Annotated in this window: 15 protein-coding genes; 7 read left to right on the top strand and 8 right to left on the bottom strand. The window is 68.9% G+C overall.

Features of this window, described 5'->3' with window-relative positions:
- Nucleotides 1-80: 80 nt before the first annotated feature.
- Nucleotides 81-701 carry a hypothetical protein gene (locus WMF24_RS32420; RefSeq protein ID WP_437730027.1) on the bottom strand — a complete coding sequence of 207 codons (621 nt, stop codon included), beginning with the start codon at nucleotides 699-701 and terminating at the stop codon, nucleotides 81-83.
- Nucleotides 702-1774: 1073 nt separating this feature from the next.
- Between WMF24_RS32420 and WMF24_RS32425 the strand changes: the two genes are divergently transcribed.
- The gene (locus tag WMF24_RS32425; protein ID WP_437731297.1) at nucleotides 1775-2059 is read left to right on the top strand and encodes a transposase domain-containing protein; all 285 of its coding nucleotides are present in this window, start codon (nucleotides 1775-1777) and stop codon (nucleotides 2057-2059) included.
- 437 nt (nucleotides 2060-2496) lie between these two features.
- On the opposite strand, the gene WMF24_RS32430 is transcribed toward WMF24_RS32425, so the two are convergent.
- Complete coding sequence (locus WMF24_RS32430) at nucleotides 2497-2778, bottom strand: hypothetical protein (RefSeq protein WP_437731298.1); 282 nt, start codon at nucleotides 2776-2778, stop codon at nucleotides 2497-2499.
- 2867 nt (nucleotides 2779-5645) lie between these two features.
- On the opposite strand from WMF24_RS32430, the gene WMF24_RS32435 reads away from it, so the two are divergent.
- Together WMF24_RS32435 and WMF24_RS32440 are read left to right on the top strand one after the other, a co-directional pair.
- Nucleotides 5646-7502 carry a protein kinase domain-containing protein gene (locus WMF24_RS32435; RefSeq protein WP_437731299.1) on the top strand — a complete coding sequence of 619 codons (1857 nt, stop codon included), beginning with the start codon at nucleotides 5646-5648 and terminating at the stop codon, nucleotides 7500-7502.
- A gap of 262 nt (nucleotides 7503-7764) precedes the next feature.
- Nucleotides 7765-8877, top strand: a complete 1113-nt coding sequence (locus WMF24_RS32440) for a hypothetical protein (RefSeq protein WP_437731300.1) — start codon at nucleotides 7765-7767, stop codon at nucleotides 8875-8877.
- Between the two features lie 858 nt (nucleotides 8878-9735).
- Here the strand turns inward: WMF24_RS32440 and WMF24_RS32445 are convergent.
- The 4 genes from WMF24_RS32445 to WMF24_RS32460 all read right to left on the bottom strand — a co-directional run bounded on the left by WMF24_RS32445 (nucleotide 9736) and on the right by WMF24_RS32460 (nucleotide 14500).
- Complete coding sequence (locus tag WMF24_RS32445; protein WP_437731301.1) at nucleotides 9736-11313, bottom strand: hypothetical protein; 1578 nt, start codon at nucleotides 11311-11313, stop codon at nucleotides 9736-9738.
- The gene (locus tag WMF24_RS32450; protein ID WP_437731302.1) at nucleotides 11310-12470 is read right to left on the bottom strand and encodes a GTPase domain-containing protein; all 1161 of its coding nucleotides are present in this window, start codon (nucleotides 12468-12470) and stop codon (nucleotides 11310-11312) included. The genes WMF24_RS32445 and WMF24_RS32450 overlap by 4 nt, the downstream gene beginning before the upstream one ends.
- Nucleotides 12471-13349: 879 nt before the next feature.
- A complete protein-coding gene (locus WMF24_RS32455; protein ID WP_437731303.1) occupies nucleotides 13350-13814 on the bottom strand; it encodes a hypothetical protein in 465 nt (154 codons plus the stop codon).
- Between the two features lie 38 nt (nucleotides 13815-13852).
- Complete coding sequence (locus WMF24_RS32460) at nucleotides 13853-14500, bottom strand: hypothetical protein (RefSeq protein WP_437731304.1); 648 nt, start codon at nucleotides 14498-14500, stop codon at nucleotides 13853-13855.
- Here WMF24_RS32460 and WMF24_RS32465 point away from each other — a divergent pair.
- The 3 genes from WMF24_RS32465 to WMF24_RS32475 all read left to right on the top strand — a co-directional run bounded on the left by WMF24_RS32465 (nucleotide 14492) and on the right by WMF24_RS32475 (nucleotide 17661).
- Nucleotides 14492-15118: a hypothetical protein gene (locus tag WMF24_RS32465; RefSeq protein ID WP_437731305.1), complete on the top strand. Its 627-nt coding sequence runs from the start codon at nucleotides 14492-14494 to the stop codon at nucleotides 15116-15118. The genes WMF24_RS32460 and WMF24_RS32465 overlap by 9 nt on opposite strands.
- Before the next feature lie 304 nt (nucleotides 15119-15422).
- Nucleotides 15423-16412 carry a DUF2169 family type VI secretion system accessory protein gene (locus tag WMF24_RS32470; protein WP_437731306.1) on the top strand — a complete coding sequence of 330 codons (990 nt, stop codon included), beginning with the start codon at nucleotides 15423-15425 and terminating at the stop codon, nucleotides 16410-16412.
- Between the two features lies 1 nt (nucleotide 16413).
- Nucleotides 16414-17661, top strand: a complete 1248-nt coding sequence (locus tag WMF24_RS32475) for a hypothetical protein (protein WP_437731307.1) — start codon at nucleotides 16414-16416, stop codon at nucleotides 17659-17661.
- 50 nt (nucleotides 17662-17711) lie between these two features.
- Here WMF24_RS32475 and WMF24_RS32480 read toward each other — a convergent pair whose 3' ends face one another.
- Nucleotides 17712-17885 (bottom strand): hypothetical protein, encoded by a 174-nt coding sequence (locus WMF24_RS32480; RefSeq protein WP_437731308.1) that lies wholly within the window; start codon nucleotides 17883-17885, stop codon nucleotides 17712-17714.
- Between the two features lie 3 nt (nucleotides 17886-17888).
- Here WMF24_RS32480 and WMF24_RS32485 point away from each other — a divergent pair, with 3 nt between their 5' ends.
- On the top strand, nucleotides 17889-18758 hold the full coding sequence (locus WMF24_RS32485; protein WP_437731309.1) for a hypothetical protein: 870 nt from the start codon (nucleotides 17889-17891) through the stop codon (nucleotides 18756-18758).
- A gap of 126 nt (nucleotides 18759-18884) precedes the next feature.
- Here the strand turns inward: WMF24_RS32485 and WMF24_RS32490 are convergent, their stop codons facing one another.
- Nucleotides 18885-22901 carry an RHS repeat-associated core domain-containing protein gene (locus WMF24_RS32490; RefSeq protein ID WP_437731310.1) on the bottom strand — a complete coding sequence of 1339 codons (4017 nt, stop codon included), beginning with the start codon at nucleotides 22899-22901 and terminating at the stop codon, nucleotides 18885-18887.
- Between the last annotated feature and the right edge of the window lie 16 nt (nucleotides 22902-22917).

Below are 22917 nucleotides of genomic sequence, written 5' to 3' on the forward strand. Positions count from 1 at the left end.
CCAGTGCCTCATTCCTGCACCGCCGTGCCCGATCCTGCGTGGTGGAGTCGCCGGAGCTTGCGTTGGCCTGCGGATGGGCATCACGCTGCGAGCACGGCGCCGCGGAACGCCAGGTGCGGCGCCGGCTCCCGCGTGCTGCCCTGAGGTGACAGCCCCACGAGCTGCATCGCGGTGCGCTCGGCGATCTGCGCGCGGGGGCTTTCCGCGCCATGGCGCCCGAGCCGAGGGAACAGCTGTCCACGGCGGCTGGCCTCGATCCAGCGAGACGGCGCGAGCCACCGCTCGGCCGCTGCGACGCCCAGGGTCGCGCAGGGGCACACCTCGGCGCGGGCGACAGGCGTGCTCACGCCGTCGAGCCCGATGCGAGCAAGCACCCAGCCGATCGCCGCCGCGGAGTAGCGCCGGCGGTGCAGCAACCCGCGAGGCACTACGACCACGATCGCGCCGCAGGCGCTGCAGCGGTAGCGTCGAGCTTGGATCGTGACCTGCTGGGGAGCGCCGCCGGGCTCGAGCGGGCCGCACACCAGCCGCTCGCGCAGGCCGTGGCCGCGCATCACCAGCGGGCCGTTGACGGGGCGGCCGGCCGCGTCGCAGCAGGGGCAGCGCGCGGGCCGCACGAGGTCAACCGTTGGCAGCACCGTCATCCAGCGCTTGATGTCGACGTCGGCTTGAACGATCCTGCATGAGCTCCGCTCCTGCACGGTGCTCGGAGCACGACGAGGGGAAGACGGGTCGCCACAACACGCATCCCCTCGTCGCCTATTTTGTGGCCGGCCTCGCGCCGATGCTCCGCTCCCTCGGCCCCGGCCTTACGTCAGCGAGGGGCTGACGTGTCGCAAAGTGTAGTGGTAATTGGGGTCGTGGAACGGGAATGCAAGGGCGCTCAGCGCGGCGAAGTCGCGCGACTTGACGTTTGTGTGAGATTTTTTGGTTGGTTTTAGGAATGCACAGCGAACGCCGGCCGACGGCGGGGCATCAGCCTCCACCCTGGCTTCCTCTCTCGGGCCCACACCGGCTCGCTGATGGGCGGGCAGCGGCCGATCAGGGGATTCCCATCACGAATAGGGATCGAGATCGGGGCGAACTCCACTTTTGAGAGGGCGCGGTAACAGTTTGGCCTCGACCTGGACGACCCTGAGCACGCGGCGCTCTTCGTCTCGGGTGTCCGTGCCGCAGACGACGCGATCGCTGCGCAGGAGCGCTGGGAGCGGGAGAACGCGTTCCGTTGAGGTGGAATCCCGCACGAAGAGATCGTCGCCAAGGTAAGAGCGCGCCGGCCTCGATGACCTGGACTTTCCGCCGCGGCTCTCGAAGCTCGGCATCGAGCCCTGCTACGATGCCGGCGTGCGCAGGCGCAGGACCGCTGAGATCACTTCTGTAAACATCGCTGCGCTTACCAGCGCCGCCCGACGCGGCGAGGTCGATACCGACATCGAGCTAGCCATCGTCGGCGCGCGCCTCGTGCTGGCCGGGACGATCGCCGTACAGCTCGAGACGACCCGCGTGGCCTCCGGCGGCCTCCGGCTCTGGGCGCGTTGTCCCGGATGCTCCGCGCGGGCGGCCGTGCTCCACCTCGCCGCGCCGGGCCTGCGCTGCCGCCGCTGCGCTGGGCTCGTCTACCCTGAGACACGGCAGCGTCCCGAGGAGCGTGTCCTCGAGCAGGCGCTCGCACGGCGCACGAAGGCGCGGGCCGCGCTCGCCGCTGGGCCGGACCCGCGGGAGCCGATCCCGCGACGACCGCCGGGCGTGCGCTTCTCGATAGGGGTAAGTCGCCTTGACGAGCTCCGCCGTCGGCCGTAAAAACTGGCTCTTCGTGGGCAGTGACGACGGGGCGGAGTGGAACGCCACCATCGTGTCGCTGATCGCCTCCTGCGCCTTGCACCAGCTCGACCCCTGGGCCTACCTGCGCGACGTGCTGATCCTGCTGCCGAGCTGGCCGCGTGATCGGGTCATAGAGCTCGCTCCCAAGTCCTGGAAGCAGACCCTCGAGAACACCGACGCTCGGCAGCGGCTCGCTGCCAGCCCCTGGACTTGGGCGCCGGCCACGCTGGCCGCGTGAGCGCTTCGGCGCCTGCTCCGCGCCGCCGGTAGTCTCCGGCGACGTCGCGCTGGCCGCGGGCACCGCGCGCCGGCGTGGTCGCGGCGGCGAGGCATCTGCGCCATCCATCGCGGTACGCCGCGTGCGGCCGCTCTTCTGCGCCTCAGGTGCAGCGGCAGCTGCGCTCGACTTGCCAGTGCGCCGCCTCCGCACGCCGGCGCCACTGGCAGCGCGCTCCTCGGTCGTGGCCTCGGGGTCCCTCCGTCCGGTCTCGCCGCCCTTGCTGGCGCCCTGCCGTCGCTCTCGCATCGCACGGCAAGCCTATGTCTCTGGCCTGCTCGGCGTAATGATGGGCTCTACCGAACGGATACTGATGGACGTCCTCGGCGATCGGTCCGGCCCCCTCTTCTTCGGGCCGGCTCGCTGGTGTGACCGCGCGGGCGACAATGACGGGATCGTCAAGGTCGCGTGCGATGTGCTCCTTGTAGCCATCGAACCGCTTCCAGCGGCTCGACGTAGCCGTGGAGCAGCGTGACCATGCACATCAGCGCCGGTGGATGCGGCGGCTCGCCTGCCCCCGTCATCCGGTACATGCCCTCCAGCTGCTCCTGGAACGTCTCATCGAACAGCTCGTGCCGGTGCAGCCTCAGAAAGCCGAGCCGTGCTCTCCCGCGTGTCAGCCGTTTCATCAGCGACTGCGCCTGCCGCGACAGCTCGAGCGGCGGCGACCATCGTTCCATCCATGCACCTCCGGTCGCGGACGAGATCACGGCCCGGCGAGACGGCCGAGCCTTCCATCGAAGCGCCCAGAACCACCACAAAATCAACCCGATCGGTGCTCCAGACTAGTACAGACAGCGGCAATAATTTCGCCCCTCAAGATTCATATTCTGACTGCAATATGCACACGTGCAAGCTGCCTGCCCTTCGCACACTGCGGTACACTCCGGCTCGGTACCATTGCTGCAGCTTATCACAGGGCAGCGGCACGACGTGTCGAGAGGGTCGACATCAACAAGCTCCAGATCGCTGGCGCTGCCAAAATTACCTCCCGAACCAGTATCGGACGACAGTCCATCCCGAGCGAAGCTCAACTCCTCTTGATGCTCTATTCCTTCACAGGCAGACATTGCAAACAAGGCGAGACAGACAGCGACGGCATTCTTTTTCATGGATTGCACCCCCCTGACCGGCTGTATTTGTCATCTCCAAAGGCTCGTCGCAAGTGACCACATGCACATCGGCGTGGTTTGAAGCAAGCAATCCCGTACTTCGATGAGTTCGCATGTCATGTGGGAATCCCTTGACGCTTCCGTGGACCGGCCCCTGGGCGTGAACGAGGACCGCGCCCACCTGGTTGTGGGGTGCGACGGGGGCTTGCTCGCGATGATCACAGCTGGTCGGTGGAGTTGCAGTCTACCGGAGGCGACGCCGCGGCTTGAGCACTGCGGCGAGACACCTGTGACCCCGACGGAGCCGTGAGAGCTCGTGGATCACATCGCTCCGATGGCGCGTGGACGCGCCGCACCTGGTCAGCGTGCGGCGCAGCCGCCTGGTTTCGCCGAGGACCGCCCCGGTCTAGATCGGGGGGAGCCGGGGCTTGTGTCGGCGCGGCAGGCGGGCGCTTGGCCCCCTCGGCCGCTCCTTCACCCACTCGACCGATCGCTTCGCGAGGAAGGCGGTTGCCATATCGTCCCCGAGTGGGACGACGGCACGGCTCACCGTGCTGGAAAGCTCAGCAACCACCGCAGTCCGAGGCGGCGTTTCGACGGGCGCGAGCTCCCGAGGCTCGAGGACCCGGCGGTTGGGCCCGGTCGGAGCCATGGTCGTCGAGGCGGTGAGATCCGGGTTCACGCCTCCAAAGAACCGCGGCCATGGCGACGGATGGCGACCGTTCGGCACCGCGACCTGATCCCCCAGATGGATTCGGCATTTTGTGAGCGGGATCGCGAGCGTGGCAGTCGCCGTCGCCGTTCGAGATGGATCGCTCTGCCCTGCGTCCGTCGGACTGCGTCACGAAGGCATTCGGTGCGGCGGCGCCGCCACAGACCGCCGGCAATCCGTCGTAGCGCAGCCAGTTGCTCAAAGCGCTGCGGTTCATACCAGGTGATAGTCGCGAGGAACTGGTCACACTCTTACCGCTTCCAAGCTGCTGACGGCTCACGGATGTTCGACTTGTTGCATGTACCGGTTGCATGCTGCCGGTCGGCTACGCTCCAGGAGACACGCGGCAGAGCGCCCCCCCCAATCTCGCGAGGAAGTCAGCTCGATACACCTGCTGCGGCGGGTTCACAGCCACGATCGGGCCCACCAGGGGACTCAATTTGTTCTCGCGTCGAGCGGCAGCACGGCAGGCTATCACATACCCAGGCCGCTCCTCCGCCGGGCCTGTCGCACGGAGCAACAACATCGCTGCGTGGTGACGCTGCCTCGGCAGACCACGCTGATGCTTCTGCGCTGGACGTCTCCGCCTGGCTGAATGTATTTTTACGATATGTCGCCGCGACCAGGTGCGACGCCGCACGAGCAAAATGAAACGCCTGCGGGTAGAGAGGCTCCAAAGAGCGTCGATTCGATCGAGAGTGATCTGTCATGAGGTTCGACCTCCGCCGTGATATGTGTAGATAAATGCTCGCGCGCCGAGCGAGTTCGGTCGGGGCAGAGATCGCACCAGCGGCACTCCTGGATACACGCCGACGTGGCGGCCTCGTCGCCAGCTTCGGAAGCACGGGGGGTTCCATCGAGCGCCAGCGGCGACGGATGTCGCACCTCGTCAGACGAGGGGCGACATGTCGACACGGCGGAGCGGCGCTCGACGCAGCCGCATACGCCGGACACGCGACGGGAGATGAGCACCGTGAACATCCACGGAAGGTGCGATGGCGTTGCACGCCTGCCCGTGGCACGCGTCATGTCTGCTGGCGTGTGACCGTACCGCGATCGCTCCTGGGAGTCTTGGAAGCGGAACAGCACCGCGGAGACTCGGGCTGCGTTCAGCGCAGCCAACTGGACGCGGCTCGCCGATGATGCGCTGCGTCGGCGCGAGAGAGGCTCATGTCAACACTGTCGAGCAGAGCGTCCGCCCCACCCACACCGGTGCCGCCGCCGACAACTACGTCTCTTCGCAGTGGAGCACCCCACGATGGGGCACCCGTCGATCAGCACGACAGGAGGCGTCCAGGTCAAACTGCTACAGCTCTTGCGCGAACAGGTCCCGCTCGATCTCCTCCATCATCCCACACAGGTCGCGCTCGAAGGACACGAAGTTATCTACTGTCTGATTGCCATAGCGCTCCTCGACCAACTCCTCGAGACGCTCGAACGTTTATCTCTTCGTTCGCGCAGGCGACTCAGGTACTGCTGTCGTAACCGGTCGTCTCGCCATTCAAGATCGACGACGCTTGCCGGAGTGGAGATGTAAGGCTAAAACCTGATTGCGCAGCGATCTGAAGCCAGGGGGTGACCGAGCTGCGTTGTCTCGTCACGTGGTCGCCCACGCCCTCTGGCGTCATCTCTCTGCCTGCATTGGACAGCTTCCTGTTCGATGTCTGGGCGGAGCGGGCCTGGTGCGTGTGCTGCTTTTGGGAGCGCTCCGAACAGGTGAAATATGTCGACCAACATGAAAGAAGGCGAGACTGTAGGCGGTAAATACAAGCTCGTCCAGCGGCTGGGCAAGGGCGGAATGGGCGAGGTGTGGGAAGCGGTCGACGTGCTCGACGGGCGCAAGGTCGCGCTCAAGTTCATCGCTTGTAAGACCGACGAACTCCGGAAGCGATTGCTCAACGAGGCGCGCCTGTGCGGCGGCTTGAGGCACCCGAACATCGTCGAGATCCACGAGGTCGGCGAGACCGACGACAAGGATCCGTTCCTGGTGATGCAGCTTCTGACCGGCGAGACGCTCGCGGACATGCTGGATCGCAAGAAGCGCATCGATCCGCCCGCTCTCGTCGCGAGGATCGGTCGTGACATCGCGAGCGCCCTCGACGCCGCGCACAGCGCCAAGATCATGCATCGAGACCTCAAGCCCGCGAACATTTTCCTGCATCGTGAGGCCGACGCCGATGCGCGCTCGTTCACCGTCAAGGTGCTCGATTTCGGGGTGAGCAAGAGCCTGAACGCCACCGGCGTCCAAGCGACGATGACCGGCATGGCGGTCGGGTCACCTGCGTACATGAGCCCTGAGCAGCTGACCATGAGCAAGCAGCTTGATCACCGCACCGACATCTGGTCGCTCGGGATCATCCTGTACGAGATGCTCACAGGCATGCGGCCGTTCCGGGGCGCGACGGTCAACGATGTGGTGCATCAAGTTCTGTTCGAGCCGATCCGGCCGGTTTCCCACCGGCTGCGGAGCGTGCCGTCCGCGCTCGACGAGCTCGTGGCGCGGTGTCTGGAGCGGGATCGCAACCAACGTTTCCCGGATGCAACCAGCCTCGCGCGGTCGCTTGCGTCCATCGCCGAGGTGAGCGCTGTCTCGCGCGTGATCGTGGACATGCCGTTGCCACCCACGTCGAGCCCTGAGCAAGCGTCGATGGGCTCGATGCCCGACGCAGGTCCAGCGAGCCCGGCGAGCCCGAGGCGTGCTCCGATGGACTTCGGTCAGGGCGGGAGTCCTCCTGCGTTTCCCTGGCGACCCACGATGACCACCTCCCCCGCAACCTCGGTCACGGAGTGTCAGGAGAGCACGCTGCCGCTACCGCAGGGCACACCGGCCTCTCCAGGTGCGGCCCAGGCCGCCACGGTGGCGGCGGGCAGGACGCGGCTGACGCCGACAGGAACGCAACTCATGTCCCCGTCGGCGCCGATCGCATCGCCGTTGCCGGCCTGGCGGCGCGAGCCGCAGCCGGCAACCGAGACGAGGCACCCGGCCGTCGACACCCGGAGCGCCTCGTTGCTGGAGCTTTCGCCTCAGGACGGCGCGATGGCGCACCCGCCGGACGTGGCGCTGGGCCATGGTGCGGCCACGGGACACGTCCCCGGGGTCACCACGACGACGGCTCCGATCGCGCGGCCAGCGGCCGAGGGAGCTGCAGCCAGCGCGCCGGTGTCACCAAGGCGCGCTCGCGACGTGGGAGCGTGGCTCTATGTAGCTGTCGGGGTCGGAATCGTCTCGACGATCGCAGCTCTCGGGATCGTCGTCATGCTCGGTGCGGCGTCGGACGAGACGGCGCCCGCCGAAACGGCCACGCCGCCGGCATCTCCGGGGCAAGCGCCTCCGGGTGCCGAGACATCCGTGGTGGCGCCGCATGCTCCGTCGATCCCGGACGCCCCCTCAACGACCCCCGTGCCTACGGACCCCGCGCCCTCGACGGAACCGACCACGTCGACAACGTCCCAGCCGGCAGCGCCAAGCAACGCCCCCGTGCGTCCGCCTCCGGGCGCGGTGAAGCCACCCATCCAAGAGCCGTTGCGCCAGGCCGTAGAACGTTCATCAAGACTCCCGGCTGCCATGACCCGGAAGTAAAAGATAGCATTACCATGTCGTAGGCTGTTTTTCCACGGGTGCTGCCTCGCGCGCGGCTTCGGACAGGGGACGAATGTCTGGCATTGAGAATGCAACCTGACCAGGGCCGGACACGCGATCTGGACGGGGGCCGATCGGCGCAGCACGGGATGGCAGCGGGACGGGGGCAGGAGCATCGCTCGCCCCGGAAAGCGCAGGTACAATGATGGGGACACGGAGGGTTAGCGGGCGATGGTGGGCCGCAGGGGTGGCGCTGGCGACCATGGCGGGCAGCGTGCCATCCCTGGCGCAGAGCGAGGTCGCGCCTACCACGGCACCTGAGGCCTCTCCCGGGGCGGAGGCCCAGCGGGCGCAGGACGCGGCAGTCCGACAGAGGGAGGCCTCGCTGCTGTACGACCGGGGGGTCCGCGCTGCCAGGGCCGGGCAGTGGGAGAAGGCACGGCAGCTCATCCTGGAGTCGTTTCAGCTTGATCCGACCGCCGAGAAGGCGGCGAATCTGGGGAGGGTCGAGCTACGTGCAGGTAAGCCGCGGGACGCGGCGGAGCACCTGACGTTCTTCCTGCGCGAGGCGAAGGAGATCCGGCCGGCGGACCGGGCGGCCGCCGAGGGAATGCTGGCGGAGGTCCAGGCGAAGATCGGGACGGTGACGGTCCAGGTGGAGGCAGGAGCCGAAGTGCTGGTGGACGGGCAGGCGGTGGGTACGGCGCCGCTCGAGAGGCCGGTGTTCGTGGAGCCGGGGAGCCGGCGCTTCGAGGCCAGGAAGCCGGGAACGGGGTCCGCAAGCCAGGAGCTACAGGTACAGGCCGGGTCCGCGCCGGAGGTGCAGCTCACGCTGGCGACGAGCACGGGGCCGGCAATTCAGGTGGTGGAGGCGCCGGCGGCGACCGCATCCGTGGCGGTACAGAAGCCGGCAAGCGTGGTGGTGGCGAGGCCGACGGTCGGATCGGGGAACCTGGCGGACACGAGCCCCAGTACGGCAAGCCCGAGCTGGCGGACCTGGGCCATCGTGAGCGGGGTAGGCCTCACCGTCGCCGGGGTCGGTGTCGGCGTGGGATTCTCGGCGGCCGCGGCAGCAAACAATGCCGATTTCGTCAAGGAGCGCGACCGACTGGTGAGGGAGACGCCGTTCGGGGAAACGATCTGCCCGGAGCGGGAGAATATCGTTGGCTGCCGTCAGCTGAACGATTTCGCCAAGGTCAGGGACCGGAATCAAGCCATCGGCATCGCCGGGTTCGCGGTGGGGGGGCTCGCAGCCGCGGGGACACTGGCGCTTGTCCTGTGGAAGGCCGAGCGACCGGCGCAAGCTGCAAGGGCCGAGCCGGACCTTATCGTTGTGCCCTCCATGCACGGGGTACTTGCGGCAGGGACTTTCTGAACAACTGCAGACGGAGGTCAACGCCATGCCACAGCGCAAGATCCGGACATTCGCATGGGTCGGCTCTGCCTCGACAGGCATTGCCAGTTTGCTCATGCTGCAATCAATGGGCTGTTACGAGAGCGCCCAGACAGCTGCCAACGAAAAAGGAACATGTACCGATGACAGGGGACGATGCACGTCGGCGAGCGCCGCTACCGGGGCAGGCGGAGCACCGAGCGGGACTGGCACAGGGGGAACGGAAAGCAGCACGTGCAGTTGCGACGACAATCTGTGCACAATATGCAACCAAGAGAAGAACTGTGAAACGACTCATTTGCCAGCGGGCGAGGTCTGCGGCGTCACCATAGACAACCTAGAAAAGGTCTGTGACGGTCAGGGGAATTGCGAGGATTGTCTAGACAGCGGCGCAGCATGTTCGACAGGAACGTGCCCACTATGCATCGGCGCACCATGTAACACCAACGACAACGGCGCAACATTCTGCAAGGGCGGCGCCTGCGTCGACGGAATCTGCAAGGAGTGTGACGAATGTCGCCGCTGGAACCCCGTCAATGCATTGTGTTCGCCGATCGACGTCAACATGACGGACGACCGGCCAGGGACCGCTTCATGTATCGGCAACAGGGTGTGCAACGGCCAAGGCATGTGTCGGACAGCGTTAAAAAAGGATTGCACCAATAACGAAGAATGCGTCACTGGCATCTGCGCGCGCAGAACCGATAGGGGCCCCTACGTATGCCTAATCAAGGAAGGTGACCCATGCAACAATGACGACGAATGCGTGCGCGGATATAAATGCACGAACAATGAATGTCAGCCAGAACCGCGAAGGTAGAACGAAATACCGAGAAATTGTTATGGAACCTTGAACACGGAAGCTCCGCTCTTGTTCCCCGTTCCTGACGGTTTGCGCGTCCCTCCGCTCCTGTTGTTCTTGCTCTGTCCCCTCGATGTACCCTGCACGCGACCCCCAGCGAGCACCGAGGACGCAGGCGGCGCTGATATAGCTGTCTTGCCCGCTACGGTCGGTGCCGAACGAGGCGACTCCGTGATCGCAGCCGCCGGCTCTCTCTCCTCTCCTCCATAGCGCACCGGACTGGCCGACGCCGACGGGCTGCCCATCTGGGGCTCCGCCCTCGACCCGCTCATCCCGAGCGCTACCGCTGCAGCCGCTCCCCCGATCGCCAGCGCGACCCCCACCCCGATCAGCAGCCCAAGCTGCCTTCGCGACCTGTTGATCGCCGCCGTTGCGGCCTCGATCTGGGCCTCTCGGGCGGCGGGTGTCTTCGCGCGCTCGCTCGTCCCTCCCGCCACCGCTCCAACGGCGACCCGGCCGCCGCCGTGCGAGGCCGCCGACGCCCGCTCGCTCCGCTCCCCTCCGAGAACGCCCGCGGCATCCCCCGCCCCCGCCAGCGGCTTGCCCTCGCGCGCCGATGTGTGCCCAGCCCGCGCCGGCGCGCCCTCGACCGCGCGCGGGGCACCTCCCTCCGGTGCCGGCTGCCGGTCCAGTGGCTGCCACCCGGTCATCACCGGCTGCCGCACGCCCCGGACCTCTTGCGCCCCGAAGAGCTGCTCCGCGACCTCCTTGGGCTGGTGCGGCACATCTCCGAGACGAAGCACCCGGCCGTCCTCTGCTTCGGCCCTGGCCTCGTGCTCCGGCACGAACCGGACCGACACTCCGCCCAGCATGTCCGCCTCTCGACCGTTCGAGACCGCTGTCCAGCGGATATCCGACTCGACCAAGACGCCAGCGATCCGTGCCGCGCACGCAGCGATCGCGTCGAACGGCTCGTCTGGCCCGTGCACAATCACCACCCGCCTCGGATGAGCCGAACCCGCCGCCGTCCACCGGAGGCGGAGACGGCTTGGCTCGGGCGCTGGCAGATCCGCGAAATCCAGGATGTATCCGCGGAGGATCGGCAACAGCGCGTCCTCGTTCTGCCCGTACCGCAGGTACGTGTGGTACCAGCCGCTCCCCGACACCTCCGAGTCGACGTCCGGCCGCAGCTTACGGTAGAAGGAGAGCGCCACCTCGAGGAAACCCGCCGCGTCGACGTGCCGATCGATCGCCGCTATCGCATGGCAAAATGGCGGATCCTGCCGGCCAGCGTGGTCCTTGGCGCCGTGGATCCGCAGCCCAAAGAGCAGCGCCACGCCCCCGTGGCCGGGCTCGTGCTGTGTGTCGTCCCGCGACAGATTGCCGATCGCGAACGCATACTCGTGCCGGGAGCGAGGCTCGATGTAATTGATCAGCTGCGTGAGGTGGCTGAAGTGCTGCTGCGTGAGCGGCCCCTGCGGCACATCGGGCCGGTAGATGAAGTCGATCTGATGCCCGGGCACGTTTCCATGCAGAAAATGATACCAGACCTCCCCCGGCGCGGGCTCGTAGGTTGGCACGACATAGCCCGTTGCCGGCGCGCCGTGCACCATCATCGCTCACCTCGTTCCTCACTCCCGCGCGGCAAGGGCGGCCTCGGCGGCGGGCCCGGAATCCTTGTCGTGCTCTTCAGCCCGGCCACGCGCTCGGAAGTTGGGGCTGCTCCGGGCAAGGGGGGCGGCGTCACGAGCTCAGCTACCGAGATCACCGGATCTTCCGTCAACGCTGCAGGCTCTGGTGCAGGCGCCGCGGCGGGCAGCTCAGGCGATGGCCGCTCGCTCGGCGCAGGCCCCCTCGGCTCCGAGATCTCGGATTTCATGCGCTGGAGCAGCTGGACGTCGTAGGCGCTCTTCGGGAGGATCCGCTCCACAAAGTGCGAGAACAGGAGGTGGGTCGAGTGGCCGTAGCTCGCGGACCCCACGAGCACCCGCACGTTGACGTGGGTCGAGAACCTGTTCAGGTTATCGAGCAGCGGCGCGTAGAGCTTCTTGGCCTGCTCCTCGACATGCGCCGGAGTCCCCGCGAGCAGATCGCTCTTGTTGATGAACAGAACGACCGTCTTGCAAGAGGTCAGCGTCTTCGGCGCGAAGAGGAACTTGAGCACCTGGACCTGGAACTCCTGGAGCTGCTCCTGGATGCGGCTCTGCTCGGACTGCTTGGCCTCCTTGCCGCCGAGGTCCACCACGATCAGCACCCCGTGGATCTCGTCGACGATGAGCTGCTGTACCGCCTCGACGATGTGCTCGCCGCCCCAGTCATGGACCTCGAAGACGTGCTCGATCACCACGTCCTTCTGTGGCACGTGGCTCACCGTCCGCTCGTACCGCTCGAACTTCGTGCCCTCGAGCGTGCCCAGATCAATCAGCGGATTCGCCCACTTGAGCGTGAGCGATGTCTTCCCGGTCGCCTTCACCCCGAGCGTCAGTATCCTGTACGTCTTCCGGGTGATCTTCGGGCGCCGCTCGAGCTCGGCGCTCAGGCTCTTGATGTATCCGTCCATATACTCGAGGCAGCTCTCCGCCTTCGCGTGCTCTTCATTCAGAGCGGCCAGCACGCCGCCGAGATTGCCGTTCTCAACGTGCAGCGACTCGATCTTACGCTCGGCCTGCTCGAGCTCGCGCGCCAGCTTGGATGCGCGGACGCCGATGAGCATGAGAACGCCGGCGACGCATGTGGCTACAAGGGCGATGAGGATGATGACAACAGGGGACATACACGCCTCACGTGAGTGAACGACCAGAGCAGACCGGAGCCATTCCGCCGGAGAGGCTGCTCGTCCGGCGCAGAAAGATGTGCAGATGCATCAGGCCGAACGAGCAGGCTATCTGGCAAGCTGGCATGGCGAGAAACAATGTCACAGACAGCGCCGCGGGCCCGTCGAGCGCAGCCATACTCCGCACTGCACACCCGAACGGAGGAGCGTCACGAGGACACGCCGGACGTATCGTCGCTCTGCATGCCGATAGCGCTGCGCTCAGGACGCAAAACTAACATTCTCGACGGTGACGATCGTGCGACGCGATAGTGTAGCAGATGATGACGATGATCGTGTCCGGCGCCATGAGGAACGATGCGTCATCGCCGTATCCGGGCAAGGCGAGCGGTTCATCGCCGGAAGTCGCTCGCGATGCATGGTCCAGCGGCTGCGCCGTTCGGCGAATGTGGGGCGGACGCGGGAGTGGACGAAGAGGCAGATAAGCGAGGAGATGCGCTCTCTCGCGGTCGTCGTCGCCGACGAGGACGCGGACGTAGAGCCGGTCAGCGGCGTTGCGGAAGAGCTATCCCGACGGCCTGTGAGGCATGGCGGCTCTCTTCGACCGCGATTTGCGGCCGCGCTCACGCCTGCGGCGGCCCGCCGGCACGGTGACGGAGGCGATGACTGTAGATGACCGTGTTACGATCCGCAGATTCTGGCCATGATCTCGCCGCCGGCGGAAGGGCTCGCGTCTGATCCCGGCTCGTCACCCTTTCGATCGCGGCGCGCGGCCTTTCTTCTCCAGTCGATCGTCGTCGCCCCATGAGTCAGCGCCGCTGTAAAGCACGTAGGGCGTCCTCCTCGCCGAGCCTCCGCCTGACGCGCCAAGGCCCACGCTCAGGCCCAGAGCTCTGCGAAGGTGTCCTCGTTCATCCGCGTGCCCTGGATTCGGCCATAGTCGACCGGCTGTCTCCGATCGATGAACCACGGCAGCTCCAGATCCGGCCTGTCCTGCGGCGTGTAGGGGCCCCGGGTGTGGAGCTGCGCGCGCTGCGCGTAATATTCGTGATCAAAATCGGCCGTCTGCGGGACATCGCCTTGGTGCATGTGGCGCGCCGGAAAGAAGAGGCGGTTATAACGGCTCCTGAAACGGAACGCGAAGGGGTGAATCCTGTGTTCGCCGGGGGCAAACTGGTAGACCACGAAGGTGTGATCGGGGTAGTATGCGCCCATCACCTCGACGACGGGCGGCCTCCGCCACGGCATGAACCGCGAGGCGCCCAGCGCGAAGCGCCCGCTCAGCTTCGTGAAGTGGTGAATGTCCGGCACGATCGAGGCCTCGAACGAGCCGACCCGTACCACGGCGAGCTCGCGCGGGGGCGACAGGGTAACGCCGCCCCCTACCAGGCCATTGGACACTTCGTAGCGGCCAGCGACTCCAGCTGCGCCTCGGGCGAGGGGGTCCAGCCGTCGAGCTCGACCGGGGTGCCCGCGCGGATGCGCGCGAGGAGCTCGTCGGCGCGCGCGGCGATCTCGTGGCGTGGGAGCGCCCCGTCGGCCCACTCCGCCACGACCACCTCGGGGCGCCACGGCTCGCCGCGACGGTAACGCACGTCGAGGTCGAGGCGCGCCGCGGCGATCGCGGCCCGCCACGCCCGCGGCAGCTTGCGCTCGGCCGCCGGGACGCGCTCGCCGAAGAGCGCCTCGAGCGCGGACGCCGCCGCATCCGAGAGGACCTCCTCGGCGAGGTGATGCACGAGGAAAGCCCAGGCCCCGGCATGGCCGAAGCGGCCGATGGCCGACAGCACCGCCGGCGTGACCGGGGTGCGCGCGAGCCACGCCTGTATCCGCGGGAGATCGTCGGCCTCGCCGCCGAGGACGAAGACCTCGATCGCCCCGACGCCCAGCCCCGCGGCCTGGGGGCGCCGCCGATGCCCGACGACATCAAGGCGCCTCCGCCGCGGGTAGAGCCGTCGATACGGCCTGCCGCCGCGGCGACGCCGGCGTCCTCCTGGGAGTCGTCGGTTGTCCCGGCGGCCATGCGGCATTTCACGAACCTGCGGGAAACCGCGCGCGCATCCAGCGCAGCGCCGACGGGGCCGGCGCTGCCGTTCCAGCGCGGGGCCGGGACGAGCGCGGACGCCATGGAGCGGGCGGTCGCGCACGCGATTGCGGTCCAGGGACCGGCGCGCCCTCCGGCGGCCGCGCCGGTCGGCGGCGTGACAGCGGACATCTCCGAGGCGGTTCGCTCCGCCACGCCGGCGACGCCGTTCGAGGGCAGCGCAGCCCTGCCGGCGCCGGCCGCGGCGAACGCGCCCGTGCCCGCAGGCATGCGGCACTTCGCGAGCGTCCGCGAGACCCAGGCTGTCTCCGCGGGCGCGGCTCGCCCCGCCACGCCCTTCGAGGCGGCCGCGAAGCCGAAGCCCCCTGCGGCTCCGCCGCTCTCGCTGGAGCAATACGCGTCGTTCTGCGTCGAGGCCGTGCTCGCCCCGGCGAACCTGTCCCAGGTCCTCCAGCGGTACGGCATCACGGTCGAGCAGCGCGCAGCGCTCGACGCCCACTGGCAAGGAAAGATGGCCAGCTCGCCGGAGATCCGCGCGGCGTGGGAGCGTGCCTGTGCGACGTACCGGCAGTGGCTCGTCGAGGGGCGTGGACGACAGTTCTGATCTTCCTGAGCGCTTTTCATATCATCCAGACAGCGGCGCTGGGATTGTTCCACGACGCAGCGGGTTCCCTGGACACGCGCGCGGCCGCGTGCTCGTGCCGCTCCCGGAGCTCCCGGATCTCGCGCAGAGCGCGCAACGCTCGATCGCAGGGTGCGCTACGATGCGCGCTATGGCCCTCCGGCCGCGTCCGCGGCTGCGGGCGTGTCGGATACTGCCTCATCGGCCGCCGCGCTCCCAGTGCACTTTCAAGGGATGAACCGTGACCCGCGCATGTAGGATGCGGGGCCCCTCTGCGGACCTTTTCATGAGCGTCGCGAACGAGTCGCCCTTCGCCGTCCAGCCCGTCCCCATGATCGATCGGGATGGGAACGACGTCCTCGTCGCCATCGTCAAGGGCACCTTCGTCGTCGACCGGAGCGGCAGACCGAAGCTCGCCGACGATCCGGCCCCCGTCCGCGTCGCCGACGAGCCCTGGGATCCCGGGAGCCCGCGGAGCAGCCTCCGCTTCCCGTCCGACCTCGGCGTCGCCAAGCTCGGCACGGACGTGGTGGTGACCGGCGACGCGGTCGCCCCGGCGATGGTGACGGTGCTCGACGTCGCCGTGAAGGTCAGACGGCGCCTGACGCCGCTGCGCGTCCACGGCCCGCGCGTCTTCTCCAGGGGCGTCTTCGGCGTCAGGATCGGGCCCGCCCAGCCCTTCCTCCGGACGCCGATCGTCTACGAGCGGGCCTACGGCGGCATGTCCGACGACCTCTCGATCATCGAGCTCCGCAACCCCGCGGGCGTCGGTGCAGCCAGGAGCGCCGCCGATCTCGTGGACCAGCCTGCCCCGCAGATCGAGCACCCGGACCGGCCCCACGGCTCGCCCTCGGATCGCCACCCGCCGATGGGCTTCGGCGCGATCATGACGCACTGGTCCCCGCGCCTCGAGTACGCCGGCACCTTCGACGCGCGGTGGAAGGCGACCCGGATGCCGCTCCCGCCCCCCGATCAGGACATCCGCTTCGGCAACGTCGCCCACCCCTCGCTGCAGTTCGAGGAGCACCTCGCGCCCGGCGATCCGGTGGGCGTCCACGGCATGTCGCTCGATCCGCTCGCGTTCGCGCTCCCGGCGCTCCCGGTGGCGGCGAGCGCGCGGTACGACACCGGGGAGCGCGTGATCGCGCGGCCGCTGATCGACACCGTGCTGCTCCAGCCTGAGGCGCGGCGGGTGGAGCTCGTGGCGCGCGCGGTCTTCCCCATCGGCCGGGGTCGGCGGGTGCTGCGCGAGGTGGTGGTGCGCGGCGATGGCTGAGATGAGCGCTGACCGGACGCCGCCTGCAGATCCCGAGATCGCGGGCGTGGCGCTCTCCGCGTACGCGTCGGTCCTTGCGTACGTCGCCGAGGGCGTCCCGCTGGAGCAGTGCCTGGATCACGCCGCGATTCCCGCCGCGGCGTGGCCGGAGGTGGAGGCGGCGTGGTCTGCGCGGCTGGCCGAGAGCGCGATGGAGGACGGGGCGCTGATCGCGGCGTGCGACGAGCACCGCCTGGCCGCCCAGGCGCACGTCGACCGCAAGGTGCCGCCGCTCGACACGGAGCTCCGCGCCTGGCTCGACTTCTTCCGCACCTTCACGGCCGCGGAGGACCCGCTCGGCTTCCTCGAGGCGCGCGGCCTCGGCGAGGGCGACGTCTTCCGCCTGCTCGGCGTGTGGCACGAGCGCATCGCGTCCGACGAGGGGGTGCGCAACGAGGCGACCGCGATCCTCGCCGCCGCGCCCGGTCCGCCGCCCGAGGTCCGGCCGGAGCCGCCGACGCTGAAGACGTCGACGCGGAGGCCGCGCCGCGCCGCCGAGGTGAAAGCAAAGCAGAGGACGGCGAGCGTCGTGCTGACCGATACGACGCAAGCGCTGTCCAACCGCTCGGAGCCCGTCCTGCCCTTCCTGCAGCCGTCGAGCGCGCCGGCGGTGGCGCCACCGCCGCCGCCGCCGCGTGCGCCGGTGGTCCGGAAGGGGCTCGACCAGCAGACGGCGCTGGCGCTCTCGGGTCCGAGGGCCCCGGCGCTCCCCTTCGCCGGCGGAGCGCCGCGCGAGAGCGAGCGTGGCGCTCCGCCGTCGCAGGATCCGGCCTTACCGCCGCCTGGCGGCGCCGCGCCGGGCTTCGTCGGGCAGGCAACGAGCGAGGTCTTCGAGATCGCGAAGCCCGCGCTTCCGTTCGCTCCGTCCGCGCCCTCGCCGGCCGCGGGCGCCGTGCCTGGCCTCGCCGGGCAGGCAACGAGCGAGGTCTTCGAGATCGCGAAGCCCACGCTTCCGTTCGCTTCGTCCGCGCCCTCGCCGGCCGCTCCCGGGCCCCGGCTCTCGCTCAAGGACTACGTCGCCATGCTCGCGGAGATCACGGCGAGCCCGGCGGCCGAGCGGGCGACGATCGCGCGGTACGGGCTCACCCCCGAAGGGAAGCGCGACGAGGACTCGGCGTGGATGGCGAGGTTCGCGACGGACCCGCGATTGCGGATGGAGTGGCTGGATGAGCTGCGCACGGCAGGCGAGCGCATCCGAGGGAAGCGGTAAGAGGTAAGAAGAGAGGGGTCGTTCTCGGCATGTTCACGGCAATCGCATCGTCACATCAGCCCATCCAGCTCCACCGCCTTGAAGGAGCGGTCCTCGCTTCCACCGGGCCTCACGTGGCGCGGGCCCAGGGCGGGCGGCTCCACGATCCGCGGAGGACCGAGGTTGTGGTGGCGCCGGGCGCCGATGGGGTGTCTCAGCCGCCGGTCGTCCCGGGAGAGATCCACGGCATGGACGGTCGATGGCCTGACCGCGTCTGGGCCATCGCCACGAACGTAGGGTGGTATGCGCAGGCGGCCGCCGGTCCGTCTCCGGCGATGCCGGGGATCATCACGGCGGCCACCCCACGGAGCGCGCTCGTCCGCTGGGACGAGGAGCGCGGGCGATGGGTGGAGCAGCCGGATCTCGCGTGGGTCCGCACATGGGCCGATGGGGTGCTCGCCATGGGCGTCGACGGCGTCCTGCGGTGGCTCGACGGCTCGGAAAGGCCCATCCCTCCCGTTCTCGCCGAGAACCTCCAGAGGGGTGACCGGAACCCGCCCGTGGGGCTCGGCACGACGAGATCTGGCGACGTGATTGTTTACGGGACACGGGCCACGCCCCCCGAGCCTGAGTGGTGGGTATTCCCGCGAGGTGAGCTCAGGCCGGAGAGGCTCGTGTTGCCACCCGGCGTGGATGAGAAGAGCGTCTCACTGCATATCGGAGGTGGAGGCGACGAGCTCTTCGCGTGGGGCTCGCTCCGATCCGGGGAGCGCTTCATCGCGCGCCGCGCGCAGGGCAGCTGGCAGATGCTGCCGCCCTTCTGGGGGGGCGATGGGGTACACGGCCTCCTGGCCACGCCGTCGGGCGGGCTCTTCGTGACCTCTAGCGACCAGGTATCGCCGCTCTGCATCTACCGGCTGGGTCGAGGAGGGGACTGGGAGAATATTCCCATCCCGTTCCACACGAAGCTGGGCGATTTCCCCTCATTTCGTCTGGTGGCCGGCGAGGGAGGCGACCTGTGGCTCACCGTGGATTTCAGCGATCACTGCCGTCGGCCCTCCTTTGATCTCGGCAATCACGACCGTGCTCAGACCGTCCTTTACCACGCGCGAGGCTAGCACCCCGCCCAGGTTCGTCCCTGGTTCCGCGCCGGCGCGGCGCGAGGCGGACCGCCCCGCCGCGAGCCGGGCAGCTGGGCGAGACCTCTCACGCAACCAGGGGCGATCGGGGCGACGCGGGACTGGCTAGCCGCCTGGCGGAGGCGTGGGCAGCGTCGTGTACTGGTCGTGCCGGTTATTGACATGGGGCATGCCGTTATAAAATGAGTTCCACTGTCCGGGGCGCGCCGGGTCGGGCTCGGGGTCGGGCTCGCCGGGCCGTGGCACATAGTTCGAGCTGTTGGCCACCCCTTTCTGAGGCGCGATCCGCTCGCCGAGACCCCAGACGATGTCGCTCGGGGCGAAGACCTGACGGTTGGGGTAAGCGGCAGAGACGTGCGCGCCCACGCCGTTCGGCATGCGGCCCGTGTTGCACGAGTTGAGCGTGATCAGCGCCTCGCCGTTGTAGTTTCCGGCAGCGTTGACGATGGCCAGGAGCTGGCCCGGCGTATGGAAGGAGTGAATCCCGTTCGCGTCCGGCACCGCCACGTGATGAGCTGTCCCGTGCACCACGATCGCATAGTTGTTCGGCTTCGGATCGATGCGGGCAATGCAGTAGGCGACGAACCGGTCTCTCGCCGGGTTGCCGATGATGACGCAGGCGAGGCCCAGCGGGTCAGCGTGCGTGGTCGGGCTGCCATCGAAGGCGAAGAGGTTGCGGCCGCCGAGCAGCTCGAGCGGATCCGGGCTCAGGAAGCGCGCCACCCTGGGATCGAAGTAGCGGTAGCGGACGTAGCAGAGGTCCGTCTCCTCGTCGTGGTACTGGCCGAGCAGCCGGAAGGGAGACGCGACCGGCGCGCCGCCCTCGGGGCGCGCTGTCTCGACGACCATGCCGAACGCCGCGTGGCGCGCTGACCACGCGACCTCCCCCTGGGGGCCGATGAGCTCGGTCGGGGTGCCGAGGTGGTCGGTGATCACCGCGTAGACAACGCCGCCCTCCTGCTGGAGGAGCGGGCGCATCGTCCCCGGCTCGTGCACGAAGACGCGCAGACCGCGCTCGGAGTCGAGCTCGGCGGCGAGGCAGATGCCGTCCCACAGGTACTCGACGACGCGGGGCCTCGGCGCCTCCGACCCGGGAGCGGCCGGCGAGAACGGCGGGACGATCTCCTTCCTGACGCGGCGGCCGAACGGGTCGTAGGCGAACAGCACGCGCGAGCCGTCAGGGCGCCGGACCTCGCGGAGCTGGCCGCGGCAATCCCAGAGGTACTCGCTCTCGCCGTCGGAGCGCGTCTCGCGGGTGCGCCGGTTCGCGTCGTCGTAGGCGTACGCGGCCTCCTCGGTGCGGAGCAGGAGCCCGCCGGGCCCCGTCTCCCAGGCCGCGCCCGCCGGCTTCAGCGCGCCCCCGGCGTCGTACTCGAACGACTCGCGCCCCTTCGCCGAGCTCGCGTCGAGCAGCATGCCGTGCGGATCGTAGCGGTATCGCGTGACGCCCCAGCGCATGTCGTTTCGCTCGATGAGCGCGCCTCCCGCGTCGTACAGGTAGAGGCGATCCACGAGCGTGCGCCCGGCGACGCCGACCCAGTCGCGGGTCGGGCGCGCCATCGGATCGATCTCGCGCCGCGCGTCCACACCCGCGCCCACGAAGACCTTCCGCAGCAGCGTTCCGGCGAGATCGCGCTGGAGGTCCACACGGTAGCCGTCGTGATCGATCGACGAGACGTTGCCCTCCTCGTCGTAGGCGTAGCGGGTCACGTGCCCCGTCGGCAGGTGACGCGCCGTGCAGCGGTTCTGGGCGTCGTACTCGTAGCGGATCGTCCGGCCGTTCTGCGTCTCGGCGGCCACGCGGCCGAGCGCGTCGTGCTCGATGCGCACGCGGACCACGCCCGCCGGATCGTCGAAGACATACTCGACGGTGCGATCCTCGGGCGCCTCGACCTTGATCGCGCCGTGCGGCGTCTCCTCGGCCAGGATCCTGCCCATGCCGTCGTGGCGGAGCGCGCGGAAGGTGCCGTCGGGGTTCTCCACACGCGCGAGGCGGCCGTTCTTGCCGTGCCAGGCCCGCGCGACGCGGCCGTCGAAGGCGCGGTATTCGCGGAGCCTGCCGGAGCGGTCATAGCGGAGATCGAAGGTCTCGCCCTTCGGGTTCTTCACCTGCTGGAGCCGCTCGTTCAGATCGTAGGAGAGCGACCAGATCGAGCCGTCGGGCGAGACCACCTCGACAGGAGAGCTCAGGCCGGCATAACGGAACGTCTCGGTGCGCCCGAGCGCGTCGGTGCGGCGCGTGAGGCGGCCGAGCGCGTCGTACGCGAAGCGCAGCGTGGTCCTGTCGGGCAGGTGGAGCGCGAGCGTCCGGCCGAGGGCGTCGAGCTCGCGGCGCGTCACCCGGCCGAGGGGATCGATGTAGACAACCGGCCGCCCGAGCGCGTCGTGGCGGAAGCGGCGCACCCCGCCGCGGGGCGTGCGCTCCTCCACGACGTTGTGGTGCTCGTCGTAGACGAACCCGCCGCGGAGCCCGTCAGGCCCATGGACCGCGGCGAGGCGGCCCTGCTCGTCGTACTGCATCGACAGGGACGCGCCGGACGCGTATTTCACCGCGGCGAGCCGGCCCCGGTGATCGTACGCGTGCTCGGTCGTCACGCCGCCGATGCGGCGCCGCACCAGGAGGTCGTCCGCGTACTCGAGCTCGACGACCGGGCCGAGCGGATCGGCGTAGCGCGTGACGTTGCCTCGCCCGTCGCGCGTGAAGGTCAGCGTGTTGCCTGCCGCGTCCCTGGCCTGGACGAGCAGGCCGTCGTCGTCGAACTCGAGATCCTGCGCGCGGAGGCCGTCGGACGAGGCCTCGCGCACCACCGAGCCGTCCGTGAGCCGCCAGGTGAACACGCGGGGCTCGACGTTGCCGGTGAGGCGGGTGATCCCCTGCTCGAGGTCGTAGGTGAGGTCGCCGGCGTGGAGGTCGCCGTCGCCCCAGGATCGGACGCAGCGGCCCGTGTCGGGGTCGTAGCGGTAGTGGAACGAGAGGCCGTTCGGGAGCGTCTTCAGGGTGAGGCGGCGCTGCTCGTCGTAGCCGTACGACTCGCTGTGGCCGAGCGGATCGGTCGCCCGCACGAGCTCGCCGTCGTCGCCGTACGCGAACGAGACGGCGTGGACCGGGGCGCCCCCCTCGCCGCCCGGAGGGAAGACCTCGAGGCGCACGATGTGGCCGTCGCCGTCGTGGGTGAGGGCGATCGTGCGGCGCGCGGTGTCGAGGATCCGCACGAGCCGCTCCGCCTCGTACTCCAGGACGACCTTGTGCCCTGATTCATTGGAGATTTCGCGGAGATAGGCGCGTCCGCCGCCGGCGGGCGAGAACGTCCGCGTGAGGCGCGTGTCGAGGGAGAAGACGGTGGCGCCGCCGCGGAGGTCGCGGGTGACCACGAGGCGCTTGCCCCGGTGAAAGGCCGGCTCGCGCGGCTTCGCGCCACGCACGGTGATCGTCGCGCCGTCCGCGTCGCGGAGGCGCAGCACGTCGTCCTCGACGTCGATCCACTGGTGGTACGCGTGCGTCCAGCCGCCGCGCCCGAGCGGCGTGTGCTCGCGGTTGCGCGCGGAGCTGTAGAGGCGCTTCCAGTCGATCGGGATGAGGCCCGGGACCGAGAGATCCAGGTTCTCGTCGACCACGGCGCCGGACGCGACCGAGATCGGATCGAGCGCCACCATCACATTCACGGCGCTGCCATCGTACGCGGCGGCCCGGACCATGGTCGCCATCAGGAGCACCCCGTCGACCTGGGCGATTTTGGCCTCGGGGTAGGTGACGTTGAGGCGCACCCGGTCGCCGGTGCACGCGACGCCGCGGCCGCCGGCCATCACCTTGGTCGACGCGGTGTAGACGTTGCTCTTGTCGCTCACGGCGTGCGTCACGGCATCGCCGCCGGTCGGCCGGGAAGGGGCGTTGCCCAGCGGCACGACCGTCATCCAGCTGCCCTTCACGAGCACCGGCGCGCCCGCGACCTGGAGTCGGCCGTCGGTGTCCGCCGCGCTCCGCGAGTACGACGCGTACAGGTACGGGGCCGGCACCGGACCGGCCGGAGGCGTCGGCGGCGAGTTGCTGATGGCCGGCACGAGGCAGAAGGAGAAGTGGTTGGTCTGCGTCGTCGCGATGGCCTTGAGGTTGATCGTCGCCACGGTGTCTCTCTCGTCT

Source organism: Sorangium sp. So ce1335, assembly GCF_051521615.1.
Lineage (GTDB): Bacteria > Myxococcota_A > Polyangia > Polyangiales > Polyangiaceae > Sorangium.